The organism is Pseudomonas sp. NFACC56-3, assembly GCF_900100025.1.
Taxonomy (GTDB): Bacteria; Pseudomonadota; Gammaproteobacteria; order Pseudomonadales; family Pseudomonadaceae; genus Aquipseudomonas; species Aquipseudomonas fluorescens_AA.
This window is the reverse complement of sequence record NZ_FMTK01000002.1, coordinates 358,605-372,083: the sequence shown is the minus strand read 5'-3', so window position 1 is coordinate 372,083 and position 13,479 is coordinate 358,605. Positions and strand designations below refer to the sequence as shown.

The window sequence follows — 13,479 nt, the reverse complement described above, 5'->3', positions numbered from 1 at the left end:
TTCTGCTCGTCTAATAAATTGAGACACGCCGGGCTTTTTCGCGCCAATGAGCGGTCCCATGCCTGAACCTTCCAATGACGGAGACTACGATGAGCAAAGGCAAGGCGCTGTTGATTCTGCATGGCAAGCAAGCGCTCAACGAAGAGGTTCGCTCGGCAGTGATGCTCAAGCGCGAACAAGGCTGGGAGCTGGCGGTACGGTTGACCTGGGAAGCCGGTGATGCCCAGCGATGCGTCGATGAAGCCCTGGATGCCGGTTATACGCGACTGATCGCCGGCGGCGGTGATGGAACCTTGCGTGATATCGCCGAAGCGATCACCCAGAAGTCCAGCGATGCCAGCCTGGTATTGCTGCCGCTGGGCACGGCCAATGATTTCGCTCGGGCGGCGGGTGTTCCGTTGGAACCCGCGCAGGCCCTGGATCTATTGGACACTGTGCCGCAGGCCGTTGATGTGGGTGAAGTCGGCGGGCGGATTTTCCTGAACATGGCCACCGGCGGTTTTGGCAGCCAGGTGACGGCGAACACCTCCGAGGATCTCAAGAAGGTCTTGGGCGGCGCCGCCTACCTGTTCACGGGCCTGTCTCGATTCAGTGAACTGAGTACCGTCTATGGTGAGTTACAGGGCCCCGATTTTTACTGGCAGGGCGATTTGCTTGCGCTGGGCATCGGTAATGGCCGGCAGGCGGGGGGAGGCCATGTGCTGTGCCCGCAAGCGTTGGCTGATGATGGGTTGTTGGACATCAGCATCCTGCCGGCGCCCCAGGAAGTGGTCAGTACGTTGAAAGACTTGCTGGCGGGCGGCCTGGGCATCGACAACATGTTTGTCCGTGCGCGCTTGCCATGGGTGGAAATCAAGGTCGCGCGAGGCCTGGACATCAATCTCGATGGCGAACCGTTGCAGGTCGACACCCTGCGCTTCACTGTCCGCCCGAAGGCGCTGCGGCTGCACCTGCCGTCCGATTCGCCGCTGTTGGGCGGCGCGACGGCGCTCAGTCATCCAGGCTGATGATTTGCTCACGCACCGCGAACAGCACAAGACCGGCCACGTCATGGATCTGCAAGCGCTTCATGACTTGCGCCCGGTGGGTTTCCACGGTCTTGACGCTCAGGTTCAGCCCATTGGCAATTTCCCGAGTGGATTTGCCGCGCACGATCAACCGCAGAATTTCCAGCTGGCGTGCCGTCAGGTTATGGGTCTGGGCAGGGTCCGGCTGATGTTTCTGGACGCGGGTCAGCGCCTGGTTGATCACCGTGTGGGCGATGGCCGGGCTCAGGTAGCGTTCGTCATTGCGCAGCGCTTCCAGGGCGTGTCTCAGCTCGGTGGCGGTGGTGTCCTTGAGCAGGTAGCCATGGGCGCCTGATTCCAGCGCCTGCATGATCAGCGCAGGATCCGTATGCATCGACAGGATCAGCACCTTGCTGTGTGGGCGCACCCGTTTGAGCTGTTGCAAGGCATCCAGGCCGCTGGTGTCCTTCATGGAAATGTCCAGCAGCACGATGTCGGGGTTCAGCCGTTCTACCAGCTCCAACAATTGTGTGCCGTCATTGGCTTCGCCGATCACGGCATAGTCCGGGATATCCATGACCAGGGCGCGTACGCCGGCCCTGATCAGGGAGTGGTCATCGACCAGAAGTAAATTACAAATCAAAGGAGAACCTTATTCTTGCTGGCTCGCTCCAGGGCACGCGGTGCCCAGGGAAAGCATGCTTCGATGTGCGTGCCTTTGCCGGCCTCGCTCACGACCTTGAGAGTGCCGCCCAGTTGTTCGACCCGCTCCGACATGCCGGCCATGCCCCGTTGACCTTCGCGAGCGGGGTGGCTGGCCGGGACAAATCCCTGGCCATCGTCGCTGATCAGCAGGGTCAGGCCGTCGGGCAGGCGTTGCAGGCGTACCAGCAGATTCGTCGCCCGGGCATGGCGCAAGATATTGGTGACCGCTTCCTGGGTGATCCGGAACACCGCGACCGACATCTCCTCCGGGATGCCCGTCATGCGCTGCTGGCAATCGAGGCTCCACTTCACCGGGACGTTGGCCAGGGTCTTGAGCAGGTGCGCCCGCAGGCTGGCCTCAAGCCCCAGGCTGGTCAGTTCCCTGGGGTTGAGGATCGCCGATACGTCGCGGACCTTGTTGAGGGTTTCGTCCAGGGTCTCGCACAGGAGCGCGCACTGACCTTGCAATTCTTCCGGGATCCGCCGCTTGAGCCATTCGCTTTGCAGTTTCGCCGCGGTCAGCAATTGGCCAATGTCGTCGTGCAATTCGCGGCTGAGCCGATGGCGCTCATTTTCCTGGACCTCGAGCAACCGGTCGGCCAACTCCTGGGGCTGGAACTTGATGGACTTGCGCGACAATCGATGGTGGATCCAGACACAGCTCAAGGCCGCGACATTCAGCGCCAGCAGGCCCAGCGGCACCGTATGGGCGTACAGGTAGGTCAGCAGGCAGCCGAGGGTCGAGCACATGCACAACAATAATGTGAAGCGACGGGCGTTTTCTCGGGAGGGAGGCCAGGTGATGAATGACTTGAGGCTGGCGTGCATAGCGGATGGAGCCAATGAATGTTCGCTGCGGGCAGGCCGGTCAGCTCATCTGACGGGCCGGGTCGGGTAAACGTTTCAGGTCGAAGGCAGCTTCGGTTGGCGGCTATTACGGCGCTGCCTGGAAGTGGCTGACGCGGGAGATAGTACCACTTCGCCTATCGTTGGTCGCGCTCGGCATGGTGCCCGGAAAGCGCTAGGGAGCAGGCGCATTGCCATCGTATCAGGCTTGTTTCTGGGGATAAGACACCAACGCCAGCGGACGTGACGCGGCCAATGCCTGGTCGGGACTCTGGCCGACCTGGAAAGCGAATGCCTCGATCAAGGACGTTTGTTCGCTGTTGTCCAGGCTCAACTGGCCGGTGGTGTGATCGACCAGTTCCAATTGCCAGGCCATCAGGGTGAAGCAATCCTTCAAGGCATCCAGGGCCTGGTCATGCAATTCCATGTGGTTTTGCGCGTGGCTGAGCAAGCCATGGATATGCAGGGAAAACTCCGAAACGGCTTCCAGCGCCAGGGCATTGGCCTTGTTTGCCAGTTTCAGCAAGGTGCTGAGCATGCAATCGATGGCGTCCTTGTCATTGTTGATCAATTGCAGATGGCTCAGGCATTCCTCTGACTTGGCCAGCAGTGTCTCGGCCTCGATCAGAAATTCGGGAAGACGTTGATTCCAGTTCCTACGATCGTTCGGCATGCTTATCTCCACAACATCATGTCAGGCGAAAGGAAACCGCGTATGGCGAACGGCTGGATCTCAAGGTCGACCGCGGACGGACGCGCGACGACACGCCGGTGCCGTTTAGCGAAGGTGAATTCGTAAACGATTACACGGGTGAGATCGGCCGAAAGGCTGCAGGTCCGATGTCCTGTGGTCGCGTACAAAGGCCTGACTCCGTTCAGCAATGAGAATGGCGTCACATTAATGGCTATTGGATAACGGGAATATCAGGTTGGACCTGATTGTGCCTAGGGGAATCCCTTAGACAGGGGAACTTAGTGCGCAAACCGGGGTCGCGCAGCGGGGGTAAATGCCAGATGAAATCGTGAAGCCAGTAAAGCATGATGTTAATGTGATATCAATTCCCTGTGTGTATTTTATCCGGGGTCAAGATTCGGCTCGTGCGGCCGATATCGGTTTTATTGGATTCATCCGAACAAGCCCAGGAGTCATCGATGGCCGGCATTCTCGACACAGTAGATCAACGAACCCAACTGGTGGGTGAGAATCGCCTGGAAATTCTCATGTTTCGCCTGGCGGGTCGGCAGTTGTTTGCCATTAACGTGTTCAAGGTCCAGGAAGTCCTGCAACTGCCGAAGTTGACCCTGATGCCGCAACGCCACCGGTTCGTGTGCGGCGTGGTCAATCTGCGAGGCCAGACGCTGCCGGTGATCGACCTGTCCCAAGCCATTGGCATGCGTCCGCTGGTGCCGGGCGCCAACAGCACCATTATCGTGACCGAATACAACCGTTCGGTTCAGGCGTTCCTGGTGGGCGGTGTCGACCGCATCGTCAACATGAACTGGGAAGCCATCCTGCCACCGCCGACCAGCGCCGGCCGCGAGCACTACCTGACCGCCATCAGCAAGGTGGACGATCAGTTGGTGGAAATCATCGACGTGGAAAAAGTCCTGGCCGAAATCGTGCCTTACAACGCCAAGGTCTCCCGGGACAAACTCGAAGACCCGGTGCTGGAGCGCGCCCGTGGCCGCGAAGTGCTGCTGGTGGACGACTCCAACGTCGCGCTCTCGCAATTGCGCGACACCCTGGGCCAACTGGGTGTGAAAATGCACATCGCCAGCGACGGCCTGAAGGCCCTGAACATGCTCAAGGCCTGGGCCGATACCGGCGAGGTCATGACCGACAAATTGCTGATGATCTTCACCGATGCGGAAATGCCGGAAATGGACGGCTACCGCTTGACCACCGAAATCCGCAACGACCCGCGTTTGCGTGGGCTCTATGTCGTACTGCACACCTCTTTGTCCGGCAGCTTCAACGATTCGATGGTCAAGAAGGTCGGTTGCGACAACTTCCTCTCCAAATTCCAGCCGGACAAGCTGGTCGATGTGGTGCGTCAGCGGCTGATGCTCGACTGAAACCGATGGTGGTTTGCTTCAATGGCCGGCTCGTATAAGGTGGCATTTTTTGCCACCGGGGAAGGTGACCATGTTGCGGCTGAGCGCGCTGTATCGGTATCCGTTGAAGTCCGGCAAGGGCCAGCCCCTGCAGCAGATTTGCCTGGACAAGCTAGGGCTGGACGGTGATCGGCGCTGGATGCTGGTGGACGAGGGTACGGGGCGGTTCCTGACCCAGCGCGCCGTGGCGAAGATGAGCCAGCTCTCGGCCTTGTGGAACGAGGCGGGTGGCCTGACGCTCAGCGCGCCGGGCCATGGCGCCATCGACGTGCCGCTGCCATCCACCCAGCAAGAACGACGGCGCGGCGTGATCATCTGGCGTGACACCTTGCGTGTGCCGGATGCCGGTGATGAGGCTGCGGCCTGGGTCAGCGAATTCATCGGCAACCCCACGCGGCTGGTGCATGTGCCGGTGGAACTGGCGCGCACCACCGCCGCCGGTTATGGCAAGGATGACGACAAGGTCGCCTTTGCCGATGGTTTCCCCCTGCTGCTGATTGGCCAGGCCTCATTGCAGGACCTGTCGAGCCGGGTCGGCCGCTCGCTGGAGATGTTGCGCTTTCGTCCCAACCTGGTGGTGGAGGGCGGCGAGGCGTTTGCCGAGGACGGTTGGAAGCGTATTCGTATCGGCGAGGTGGAGTTCCGGCTGGTCAAACCCTGCTCGCGTTGCATCATGACCATGGTCGATCCGCACACCGGCGAACGCGATCCGAATCGCGAACCCTTTGCCACGTTGCAGCAGTACCGTTCGACGCCGGACGGTGCGATGTTCGGCCAGAATCTGGTCAACGACAGCAACGGTCGGCTTGAGGTCGGCATGCCGGTTGAAGTGCTCGAATAAACAGAACCGTGAATAAAAATGCCCGTGTCCAATGACCCGGGCATTTTTGTTTATCTGGCAACAGCTTTTCTAGCTTTTGTGGCGAGGGAGCTTGCTCCCGCTGGGCTGCGAAGCAGCCCCTCTTGCTAGCCGCAGGGGACGCTGGCGCGTCCAGCGGGAGCAAGCTCCCTCGCCACAGGGGTAACTGTGCCCCCGCTTTGCAGTGTGCCGAATCAGCCGCGATATTCACACAGGTAAGCGGTGTCGACGGCCACTTTGAGCTGGAACTTGCTGTTGGCCGGTACATTGAACTGGCTGCCGGCCGCGAAGGTTTCCCAATCGATGCTGTCGGGCAGCTTCACGGTCAGGGCGCCGGAGACGACGTGCATGATTTCCCGTTGGGCCGTGCCGAACTCATATTCGCCCGGTGCCATGACGCCGATGGTCGCGGGGCCTTCGGCAGTGCCAAAAGCGATCGACTTGACGGTGCCATCGAAGTACTCGTTGACTTTAAACATGGCGATTCCTCGAAAAAAGGGGCTGAAAAAGGCCGGTCAGTATGCACAAGGCTGCAACATTCGTCATCTGCCGCGCCGGGAGGCGAGCGCCGCTCAACCCGGAAGCACCAGGGGCAACAACCGCGCGGTATTGCGGGCATCTTCCAGGGCGCGGTGCTGTTGCCCGCAAAATTGCAGGCCCGCCAGTTGCAGCGCGCCATTGAGCCCCAGCGGTCGTTCCAGCCGGCGGGCCTTGGCGAAGCGTTGCTTGAGGTTCATGTGCGGCACTTGGGCGAGGACACTGTGCAACTGCTGGCGCTGCCATTCCTGAAGCAGTTGCTGGCGGTCGTAGTCGCCCCAACTGACCCAGCTTTCCAGCTTCGGATGATACGGCGCCAGCCAGCGCTCGAACGCCGGCCAGACCTCGGTCAAGGGCGCGGCGCCGTCGATATTGGCCTGGGTGATGTGGGTCAATTCGCGACAGAAAGGCGTGAGCAGCGGTCGTCTCAGGGGCCGCACGAAGCGCTGGAAATGATCCACTTCGCGGCCGTCACGACTCACCAGCGTGGCGCCGATCTCGATAATTTCCATTTCGGTTACCGGCCAGCCACCTTCATCGGTGGTGGCCTCCAGATCAATCACCAGCCAGTGAGGCATTGCAGTGTTCCCGGTATCGGCATGCTGATGGGTTTGAGCGTAGTCAAACCCCAGGCATCCGACTAGGGGGCTGTTTCAACGCGCAACAAAACCTGGCGTTTTCTCACCTGATCACCCTGTGTGACCTGCAATTGCCTGACCACCCCGTCGATGCCTGCCTTGAGTGGGTGCTCCATTTTCATCGCTTCGAGCACCATCAGCAGTTGGCCTTGGCGCACCGGGCTGCCTTCGCTGACCAGTACCTCGACAATGGCACCGTCCATGGGCGCCAGGAGCGTACTGGCACCGGCACTGGCCTTGCTGGCGACGGGGGCCAGGGTCCGGTCTTGCAGGTGCAGGCCGCCGGGGCGGGTGGACAGCCAGAGATCATGACCTTCGAGGCGCCAGGCATGGCGCTGGCCAATCCCGTCGATGACCAGCGTTGCGCCCTGGGCACCAACGTCGAGCAGCCTCAGTTCGATCAAGCGCCCGGCACTGTGGATGTTCAGTGTCCCGTCGGTTTGGGTTTCAAGGCTCAGCTCCCAGTCGCGCTCCCCGACGCCGATCCGATACTGCAGCGCCGTGCCGATGCTGTTGCGCCATCCGCCCAGGCCGGGTGCATGCCATGCCTGCGATGCCTGATAAAACGCCGCCGTGGCGATAGCCAGTTGTTCGGCCGAGGGCTCAACGGGCAGAAGCGCCGCATGATTGACAAAATATTGGCCGATGAAGCCGGTGCTGAAGTCGCCGTCGATGAACTGCGGATGCGCCAGCAAGCCGGCGAGCAAGCGCTGGTTGCTCTGGACCCCAAGCAGCACGCAATCCTCCACCGCTCGCAACAGGTTGCGGCGTGCTTCGTCGCGGGTGGCGCCGTGGACGATGAGTTTGCCCAGCATCGAATCGTAGAACGGCGTGATGGCTTGGCCCTGCAGCAGGCCATGGTCGACTCGCACACCGGCGCGGATGGGGGGCTCCCAGCCAACCAAGCGCCCGCTCTGGGGCAGGAAATCCGCAGCTGGGTCTTCGGCGTACAACCGCACTTGCAAGGCATGACCGCTGAACGTCACCTGCTCCTGGCGCAGGGGCAGCGGCCTGCCAGCGGCGACGTCCAATTGCCAGGCCACCAGGTCCAGGCCGGTGATCAACTCGGTGACCGGGTGTTCGACCTGCAGGCGCGTGTTCATCTCCAGGAAGTAAAACCGACCGTCCGCCGCGAGCAGGAATTCCACGGTCCCGGCACCGACGTAATTCACTGCGCGCCCGGCCTTGAGTGCCGCCTCGCCCATGGCCCGGCGCAGGTCGGCGGTCATGACCGGGCAGGGCGCTTCCTCGATGATTTTCTGGTGGCGCCGCTGGATCGAACAGTCCCGTTCGCCCAGGTGGATCAACTGGCCGTGGTGGTCGCCGAAGATCTGCACTTCCACATGCCGCGGATCGATCAAGGCTTGTTCGAGGATCAACTCGTCGCTGCCGAAGCCGTGCAGGGCTTCCGAGCGTGCGCTGCGCAACTGCTCCAGCAGGTCCTCGGCGCGCTGGACCAGGCGCATGCCGCGGCCGCCGCCACCGGCACTGGCCTTGATCATCAGCGGGTAGCCGATGCGCCCGGCTTCGCGCTGCAGCGTGTCGTCGTCCTGGGCGGCGCCCTGGTAACCGGCGATGCAGGGAACACCGGCTTGGATCATGGCGATTTTTGCCCGGCGCTTGCTGCCCATCAACTCGATGGCCTCGGGGCTGGGGCCGATGAAAACCAGGCCGGCCTGCGCGCAGGCGTGGGCGAACCCCGCATTCTCCGAAAGGAAGCCGTAGCCGGGGTGGATCGCATCGGCGCCGCTGCGCCGGGCCGCCTCGAGAATGGCCAAGGGGTCGAGGTAGGACTGCTGCACCGGGTCCGGGCCGATCAGTACGGCTTCATCGGCCATGCGCACGTGCAGCGCATCGGCGTCGGCCTCGCTGAACACAGCCACCGTGCGATAACCCAGGGCCTGGGCGGTGCGCTGGAGGCGACAGGCGATTTCGCCGCGGTTGGCGATGAGGATTTTGCTGAAGGCGGGCATGGGGCTATTCCTGGTTTTTTGTGGTGTCTGTTCGGGCCTCATCGCGAGCGAGCTCGCTCCCACAGTGAACGGTGAAAATGTGGGAGCGAGCTTGCTTGCGATGGCGGTCTGGCGGGCGATGTACTCATTTTTTCTTCCCTGGCAAAATGCCCATGAGCTTGCAGATGATGCCCAGCATGATTTCGTCCGCGCCGGCGCCGATGGATACCAGCCGCACGTCGCGATAGGCCCGGGCCACCGGGTTGTCCCACATGAAGCCCATGCCGCCCCAGTATTGCAGGCAACTGTCGGTGGTTTCCCGGGCCAGGCGTCCGGCCTTGAGCTTGGCCATCGAGGCCAGTCGCGTGACATCCTGGTCGTGGATGTACTGCTCGGTGGCCTGGTAGACCAGCGCCCGCAGGCATTCGATTTCGCTGGCCAGTTCCGCCAGGCGGAAGTGGATCACCTGGTTGTCGATCAGGGCCGTGCCGAAGGTCTTGCGCTCCTTGCAGTACTCGATGGTGCTGTCGATGCAATGCTCCAGGCCCTTGAGCATGTTGGCCGCGCCGAACAGGCGTTCTTCCTGGAATTGCAGCATCTGCATCATGAACCCGGCGCCTTCCTGGCCGATGCGATTGCGTTGTGGCACCCGCACGTCGTCGAAAAACACCTGGGCGGTTTCCGAGCTGCGCATGCCGAGTTTGTCCAGGTGCTGGCCGAGGCTGATGCCGGCGCTGCGCATCGGCACCATGATCAGCGATTTGTTGACGTGGGGCTTGTCGTCCGAGGTATTCGCCAACAGGCAGATGAAGTCAGCGCTCGGCGCATTGGTGATCCACATCTTGCTGCCGTTGATGACGTAGTCGTCGCCGTCCTTGCGCGCCGTGGTCTTGAGGCCGGCGACATCGGAGCCGGCACCGACTTCCGAGACGCCAATGCAGCCCACCTGTTCGCCGCGAATGGCCGGGCGCAGGAACGCTTCACGCAACGCGTCGGAGCCGAAACGGGCCAGGGCCGGGGTGCACATGTCGGTCTGCACGCCGATGCACATCGGCACGCCGCCGCAATGAATCGTGCCGAATTCCTCTGCCGCGACGATCGAATAGCTGTAGTCCAGGCCCATGCCGCCGAAGGCTTGCGGCTTGGAAATACCCAGCAGGCCCAGCTCGCCGGCCTTGCGGAAAATCTCGTGGATGGGGAAACGCCCGGCCCGCTCCCATTCGTCGACGTAGGGATTGATGTCGTGGTCGACAAACTGGCGGACGGTGCGCCGCAGTGCTTCGTGTTCCTGGGTGAAGATCATTTTATTGTTCTCCTGTGAGCCGTGGAGCGTCCTCAGAAACGGGCCACGCCGAAGCTGTTGGCTTGCAAGGGGCGCTGCTCGGCTTCGTGACAGATGTCCAGCAGGTAACCCAGCAGTGTGCGGGTGTCACGCGGGTCGATGAGCCCGTCGTCCCACAGGCTGGCGCTGCCGTAGAGAGCAGTGGATTGGCTGTCGAGTTTCTGCGCGGTGGTTTGCTCGAGCAGGTCCAGCATCTTCGGGTCGGGGCTCAGGCCGTTCTTGAGTTGCGTGGCCTCGGTGACCATCCGCAGGACCTTGCCGGCCTGGGCGCCGCCCATCACGGCGGTATGGCTGTTGGGCCAGGCGAAGATGAAGCGCGGGTCAAGCCCGCGGCCGCACATGGCGTAGTTGCCGGCACCATAGGAGCCGCCCACCACGACGGTCAGCTTGGGCACCCGGGCATTGGCCACGGCCTGGATCATCTTGGCGCCATGCTTGATCACCCCTTGTCGCTCCGACTCGGTGCCGACCATGAACCCGGTGGTGTTGTGCAAGAACAGCAGCGGCGTGCGGCTCTGATCGCACAACTGGATGAATTGCGCGGCCTTGGCCGCGCCCTGTGGCGTGATGGGGCCGTTGTTGCCGATCAGGCCGCAGGCATGGCCGCGAATGTGCAGGTGGCCGCAAATCGTCTGGGTGTCGAATTCGCTTTTGAAGGCCAGGAAATGCGAGCCGTCGGCGATGCGGGCGATGATTTCCACCACGTCATAGGGTTTCTTCGGGTCGTCGGGCACCAGTCCCAATAATTCCTCGGCGGGGTAGAGCGGCTCCGTCCAGGTCCGTTCGGGCTGGGGCGGCAATTGTGCGTTCCAGGGCAGCAAGTCGAGGATTTCCCGGGCCAGGCGTATGCCATCGGCGTCGTTCTCCGCCAGGTATTCGGCGGTGCCGGCCACTTGCACGTGCATCAGCGCACCGCCCAGTTCTTCCTCGCTGGCCACTTCGCCGGTCGCGGCCTTGAGCAACGGCGGCCCGGCCAGGAACAGCCGCGCTTTGTCGCGCACCACCACCACGTAATCCGACAAACCCGGCTGATAAGCGCCACCGGCCGTGGCCGAGCCATGCACTACGGTGATCTGCGGCAGGCCCATGGCCGACATGCGTGCCTGATTGGCGAAGCAGCGCGCGCCTTCGACGAAAATCTGCGCCGCGTAATTGAGATTGGCGCCGCCACTTTCGGCGAGGGTGATGACCGGCAGTTTGTTTTCCATGGCGATCTGTTGCAGGCGCAGGGTCTTGTGCAAACCGCTGGGGGAAATCGTGCCGCCCTTGATCGCGCTGTTGTTGGCCACCACCAGCGCCCGCACCCCGGACACGTAGCCGATCCCGGCGATCAGGCCGCCGCCGGCCTGGCTGCCGTCCTTGTCGTCATGGAGTTTGTAGCCGGCCAGGCTCGCCAGCTCGAGGAACGGTGCGCCGGGGTCCAGCAGCAGGTTCAGGCGCTGGCGTGGCAACAGTTGGCCGCGCTGGTCGAACTTGTCCTGGGCCTGGGCGGCTTTCGCCAGCACGGCCCGTTCGAGTTGGCGCAGTTGTTCGACACCGGCCAGCATCGCCGCGTGGTTGCGTGCGAAGTCAGCGCTGTGGGGATCCAGGTGCGATTCGATGACTGGCATGCAGACTCCTCGTGTTATTTGCCATGGCGACCGCCCTTAGCCGACCTGATAGGCAATGTGTTGCGGCACCGGTATCTGAATCTCCAGCAGTTGCTGGGCGAACGCCTTGCCCTGGGGATCGATGCGCAGGCTGGCGACACCGCCGCCAGCGAGGGCGTTTTCCAACAGGAAATTCAAACTGTGGGTGCCCGGCAGGTACCAGCGTTCGACCCGGCCCAGCAGCGGGTCGAGCACGTGGCTCATCCAGTCGACCATCACCTCCGGGGTCAGCGCCTCGGCGATCCAGGGCAGGTATTCGGGTTCCCGGGCGATCACGCCAATGTTGCTGTGGTTGCCCTTGTCGCCGGAGCGCGCCACCGCCAGTTTGATCAGCGGCACGCTGGCGTCGGCCCGGCCCTGGGGTTTGGGCGGGGCCGGGGCGACCGGCAGATCGGTGGTGTGCAGCGGTTCGAAAGCGGGCAGGGGGCAAGGGTGGCGCTGGCCGTCGAGTTCGATGGCGAGCCGGCAGGTGGTTTTATCGATCAGGAACGAGAACAGGCGAATCAACGGCGACACCGTCGGCCGGCCACCGACCAGGCCGGTCAGTCCCGGCGCCATGCCAGTGGCGGCCTGGGCGATTTCCCTGGAAAACAGCAGCAGCGGCTGTTTATCCGGGTGCCGTACCGCCAGCTTGATCACCACCTCACGGCTGTCCCGGCGCCGGCCGTGCTGGCCATAGGTGGCTTCGCTGCCCAGCAGTTCGACGTTCACGTCGCTGTAGGGTGCCCAGCCACGTTGGTGCAACAGCTGCGAGGTCTTGGCGACGATCGCCTGGCTGACCCGTTCGGCCTTGGCCACCGCATCGATGCCGGCGATCAGGCAGGTGGCGGTGCAGCGCCAGCCGTCCAGCCAGGTGGCGCAGACCTTGTACCGGTCGCCGGGCGGCAGGCCCCTGGCCCCGTGGACGCGCACGGCATGCTTGCCCTGCGGGATCAACCTGACCTGGCTGAAATCACAGATCACGTCGGGCAGCAGGTAACCTTGCGGGTCGCCGATTTCGTAGAGCAACTGCTCGCCGACCGTCAGCGGCGTGACCAGCCCGCCGCTGCCTTCGGTCTTGGTGACAATGAACTGACCATCGGCGCTGACTTCGACGATGGGAAAGCCGATGTGCTCGTAATCCGGCACTGCCTGCCAGTCGGTAAAATTACCGCCTGTGCACTGGGCACCGCACTCGATGAGATGCCCGGCGAGCGCGGCCTGGGCCAACCTGTCGTAATCGTCCCAGGCCCAGCCGAACTCATGCACCAGGGCGGCGCTGACCACGGCACTGTCCACCACGCGGCCGGTGATCACCACATCGGCGCCCAGGCGCAGCGCCTCGACGATGCCGGGGGCGCCGAGGTAGGCGTTGATGGACACACACGCGGGAGGCAGGGGTTCGCCGCTGAACATCTCGCCGATGCCCTGGGCGGCGAGCCGTTCGTGTTGCGGTTGCAGGTCATCGCCCAGCAGCACGGCAATCTTCAACGCTACGCCGGCCTGGTCGCAGGCTGCTTGCAAAGCCCTTGCACAGGCCTGGGGATTGACCCCGCCGGCGTTGCTGATGACGCGGATCCCATCGTCGTGCAAACGCTGAAGCAGCGGGGTGAGGACCTCGACGAAGTCCGTGGCATAGCCGCTCGAAGCGTCTTTCAGGCGCGCCCCGGCCATGATCGACATCGTGACTTCGGCCAGATAGTCGAACACCAGGTAATCCAGCGCACCGCCCTCGACCAGCTGCGCCGCCGCCGTGCAGGTATCGCCCCAAAAGGCGCTGGCGCAACCGATTCGGATCTTTTTGGGCATGGCGTTCCCTCCGGCAAAGGCGATTCGAGACTACCAAGCAA

Annotated in this window: 12 protein-coding genes; 3 read left to right on the top strand and 9 right to left on the bottom strand. The window is 62.8% G+C overall.

Annotation, left to right across the window (positions count from 1 at the left end):
• The first annotated feature begins 89 nt into the window (after positions 1–89).
• Complete coding sequence (yegS, locus tag BLO80_RS04670; protein WP_092327067.1) at positions 90–1,007, top strand: lipid kinase YegS; 918 nt, start codon at positions 90–92, stop codon at positions 1,005–1,007.
• On the opposite strand, the gene BLO80_RS04665 is transcribed toward yegS, so the two are convergent.
• From BLO80_RS04665 to BLO80_RS04655, 3 genes are all read right to left on the bottom strand, one after another.
• Positions 991–1,650, bottom strand: a complete 660-nt coding sequence (locus tag BLO80_RS04665) for a response regulator (RefSeq protein ID WP_092327066.1) — start codon at positions 1,648–1,650, stop codon at positions 991–993. The genes yegS and BLO80_RS04665 overlap by 17 nt on opposite strands.
• On the bottom strand, positions 1,647–2,540 hold the full coding sequence (locus BLO80_RS04660) for a sensor histidine kinase (RefSeq protein WP_092327064.1): 894 nt from the start codon (positions 2,538–2,540) through the stop codon (positions 1,647–1,649). Before BLO80_RS04660 ends, BLO80_RS04665 begins: the two co-directional genes overlap by 4 nt.
• A 220-nt stretch (positions 2,541–2,760) precedes the next feature.
• Positions 2,761–3,231, bottom strand: coding sequence for a hypothetical protein (locus tag BLO80_RS04655; protein ID WP_072407983.1), 471 nt, complete (start codon positions 3,229–3,231; stop codon positions 2,761–2,763).
• A gap of 479 nt (positions 3,232–3,710) precedes the next feature.
• On the opposite strand from BLO80_RS04655, the gene BLO80_RS04645 reads away from it, so the two are divergent.
• Positions 3,711–4,634: a chemotaxis protein CheV gene (locus tag BLO80_RS04645; protein WP_092327061.1), complete on the top strand. Its 924-nt coding sequence runs from the start codon at positions 3,711–3,713 to the stop codon at positions 4,632–4,634.
• Positions 4,635–4,704: 70 nt separating this feature from the next.
• Complete coding sequence (locus tag BLO80_RS04640) at positions 4,705–5,514, top strand: MOSC domain-containing protein (protein WP_092327059.1); 810 nt, start codon at positions 4,705–4,707, stop codon at positions 5,512–5,514.
• A gap of 212 nt (positions 5,515–5,726) precedes the next feature.
• Here BLO80_RS04640 and BLO80_RS04635 read toward each other — a convergent pair whose 3' ends face one another.
• From BLO80_RS04635 to BLO80_RS04610, 6 genes are all read right to left on the bottom strand, one after another.
• On the bottom strand, positions 5,727–6,011 hold the full coding sequence (locus BLO80_RS04635; protein WP_092327058.1) for a pyrimidine/purine nucleoside phosphorylase: 285 nt from the start codon (positions 6,009–6,011) through the stop codon (positions 5,727–5,729).
• A 93-nt stretch (positions 6,012–6,104) separates the two neighbouring features.
• Positions 6,105–6,647 carry a 3'-5' exonuclease gene (locus BLO80_RS04630; protein WP_092327056.1) on the bottom strand — a complete coding sequence of 181 codons (543 nt, stop codon included), beginning with the start codon at positions 6,645–6,647 and terminating at the stop codon, positions 6,105–6,107.
• A 62-nt stretch (positions 6,648–6,709) separates the two neighbouring features.
• A complete protein-coding gene (locus tag BLO80_RS04625; RefSeq protein ID WP_092327055.1) occupies positions 6,710–8,680 on the bottom strand; it encodes an acetyl/propionyl/methylcrotonyl-CoA carboxylase subunit alpha in 1,971 nt (656 codons plus the stop codon).
• A gap of 124 nt (positions 8,681–8,804) precedes the next feature.
• Entirely contained in the window at positions 8,805–9,962 is a 1,158-nt protein-coding gene (atuD, locus tag BLO80_RS04620) for a citronellyl-CoA dehydrogenase (protein WP_092327053.1), read from the bottom strand.
• A gap of 32 nt (positions 9,963–9,994) precedes the next feature.
• Positions 9,995–11,611 (bottom strand): geranyl-CoA carboxylase subunit beta, encoded by a 1,617-nt coding sequence (atuC, locus tag BLO80_RS04615; RefSeq protein WP_092327052.1) that lies wholly within the window; start codon positions 11,609–11,611, stop codon positions 9,995–9,997.
• 36 nt (positions 11,612–11,647) lie between these two features.
• Positions 11,648–13,438 carry an acyclic terpene utilization AtuA family protein gene (locus tag BLO80_RS04610; protein ID WP_092327050.1) on the bottom strand — a complete coding sequence of 597 codons (1,791 nt, stop codon included), beginning with the start codon at positions 13,436–13,438 and terminating at the stop codon, positions 11,648–11,650.
• Between the last annotated feature and the right edge of the window lie 41 nt (positions 13,439–13,479).

Coding starts and splice junctions, on each gene's coding strand:
- yegS (WP_092327067.1), top strand. CDS start 90: ATGAGCAAAGGCAAGGCGCTGTTGATTCTGCATGGCAAGCAAGCGCTC.
- BLO80_RS04660 (WP_092327064.1), bottom strand. CDS start 2,540: ATGCACGCCAGCCTCAAGTCATTCATCACCTGGCCTCCCTCCCGAGAA.
- BLO80_RS04655 (WP_072407983.1), bottom strand. CDS start 3,231: ATGCCGAACGATCGTAGGAACTGGAATCAACGTCTTCCCGAATTTCTG.
- BLO80_RS04645 (WP_092327061.1), top strand. CDS start 3,711: ATGGCCGGCATTCTCGACACAGTAGATCAACGAACCCAACTGGTGGGT.
- BLO80_RS04640 (WP_092327059.1), top strand. CDS start 4,705: ATGTTGCGGCTGAGCGCGCTGTATCGGTATCCGTTGAAGTCCGGCAAG.
- BLO80_RS04635 (WP_092327058.1), bottom strand. CDS start 6,011: ATGTTTAAAGTCAACGAGTACTTCGATGGCACCGTCAAGTCGATCGCT.
- BLO80_RS04630 (WP_092327056.1), bottom strand. CDS start 6,647: ATGCCTCACTGGCTGGTGATTGATCTGGAGGCCACCACCGATGAAGGT.
- BLO80_RS04625 (WP_092327055.1), bottom strand. CDS start 8,680: ATGCCCGCCTTCAGCAAAATCCTCATCGCCAACCGCGGCGAAATCGCC.
- atuD (WP_092327053.1), bottom strand. CDS start 9,962: ATGATCTTCACCCAGGAACACGAAGCACTGCGGCGCACCGTCCGCCAG.
- atuC (WP_092327052.1), bottom strand. CDS start 11,611: ATGCCAGTCATCGAATCGCACCTGGATCCCCACAGCGCTGACTTCGCA.
- BLO80_RS04610 (WP_092327050.1), bottom strand. CDS start 13,438: ATGCCCAAAAAGATCCGAATCGGTTGCGCCAGCGCCTTTTGGGGCGAT.